1 protein-coding gene is annotated in these 2063 nt (G+C 36.4%); it reads left to right on the forward strand.

Translation table 11 applies throughout. The features are described from left to right. Nucleotides 1–231 precede the first annotated feature (231 nt). Nucleotides 232–1926 carry an oleate hydratase gene (locus IAI10_RS24515; protein ID WP_315675935.1) on the forward strand — a complete coding sequence of 565 codons (1695 nt, stop codon included), beginning with the start codon at nucleotides 232–234 and terminating at the stop codon, nucleotides 1924–1926. The last annotated feature ends 137 nt before the right edge of the window (nucleotides 1927–2063 follow it).

Consider the following 2063-nt stretch of genomic DNA (forward strand, 5'->3'; position numbering starts at 1 on the left):
TGCATGGGAAAATATGCGATTGGCAGACTGATTCAGAGGGCTTTCAGCCCAGCCAGTAATAGGCCCTTATAGGGCTGAGCAAACCACCGGCTAAGCCGGTGGTTATGATTGTTATTTGAATACGGTTTTTATAAAAAGTATTATAAATATATCAAAGGAAGATACATGTTTTAGGGAGGCTTAATAGATACTCTCAGCTATCCATCAATATTAAGAAAGGAAGGATTTTATATGAATAATTATCAAAAAATCAATCCAGTTATACCAAAGAATATTGAAACAAGAAAAGCGTATCTTATTGGAGGAGGAATAGGATCTCTAGCTGCCGCAGCATTTTTAATAAGAGATGGACATATGCCAGGAAAAAACATTCACGTAATTGAGCAGCTTGATGTTGTGGGAGGTTCCATGGATGGTGCTGGAATGGCGGAAAAAGGATATACTGCAAGAGGCGGAAGAGAGATAGAAGAACATTTCGAATGCTTTATGGAGCTTTTTAGCTTTATCCCATCTTTGGAAAATAAAAATAAAACTGTGTTAGATGAATTTCGTCAGCTTAATATAGAGGAGCCTATTGAATCTCACTGTAGATTAGTGAAAAATAAAGGAGAAAAGGCTGACTTCTCAAGTCTTGGATTGTCGAAGAAGAATGCGATGGAACTTGCAAAACTTCATATGTTAACTGAGGAAGCACTTGGGGCTACTACAATAGGAGAATATTTTGACGTTAGCTTCTTTGAAACGAACTTCTGGTATTTTTGGGCAACAATGTTTGCCTTTGAAAAATGGCATAGTGTAGTTGAAGTTAAACGTTATATGGAAAGATTTATGCATTTAATCGGAGGTATGAATAAATTACAAGGTATTCTTCACACAGAATACAATCAATACGATTCTTTAATACTTCCACTTATTACATGGCTCAAGGAACAGGAGGTATGTTTCGAAAATGGCTGTAAGGTTGTAGATATAGACTTCGATTTTTCAAATAATGAGAAGGTAGCTACAGCAATTCACTATATTAAAAATGGCAAGAATGAAATCATTAATGTAAAGAGTGATGATATGGTACTGTTTACTAATGGTTCCATGACTGAGAATACAACAAAAGGTGATTTGGATCATCCTGCTGTTTTAAATAGATCTGAGGATAAAGGCTGCTTTAACGTATGGGAAAAAATAGCTAAGAAGTCCCCAGATTTTGGTCATCCGGAAAAATTCTGCAGTGACATTGATAAAACAAAATGGATGTCCTTTACTATAACCTTAAAGGATGATGATATTGTATTTCCATATATTCTAAAACTGACAGGAGATAAGCCTGGTATGGGCGGACTTGTGACAATAAAGGATTCAAGCTGGCTAATGAGTTGGGTTGTTCCTAAACATCCGCATTTTATAGGTCAACCAGATAATGTGAAAGTATTTTGGGCATATGCCTTGAATATGGATGTTCCCGGAGACTATGTTAAAAAGACCTTCTCAGAATGTACAGGCCGTGAAATGCTTGAAGAACTGCTTTATCATATTGGATTGGAGGAAAGAATACCTGGGATTCTTGCAAATACAGTTAATGTAATACCTAGCATGATGCCTTACATCACTTCACAATTTATGCCTCGTGTGGCAGGGGACAGACCTCAAGTGATTCCAGCAGGAAGCAAGAACTTTGGTTTCTTAGGACAGTTTGCAGAAGTTCCTGAAGATTGTGTTTTCACAGTAGAATATTCCGTAAGGAGCGCAGTTATGGCTGTATACGCACTGCTAGGGTTAGAAAAGCAAGTGGATCCAGTATATCCAAGTCAGTATGATATTCGTGTATTAATCAACGCAGCAAAAACATGTCTTGGCATTGATAAACTTCCATTAAAAAATATACCCTTAGGCGAATTACTAAAGGGCACAGAGCTTGGAAAACTATTATAATATAAAGGCGTGCTGAGAGTCATTATATTGTTTTAGATTTTTAATTTATTCTTATAAAGCTAAGGTTTAGATTTCAATAGTGTCAAATAAAATTTTGATGATGAGGTAGGAATGAAAAATAAGGGGCTGTCGCATCA

The organism is Clostridium sp. 19966, from assembly GCF_032335695.1.
Taxonomy (GTDB): domain Bacteria; phylum Bacillota; class Clostridia; order Clostridiales; family Clostridiaceae; genus JACTOJ01.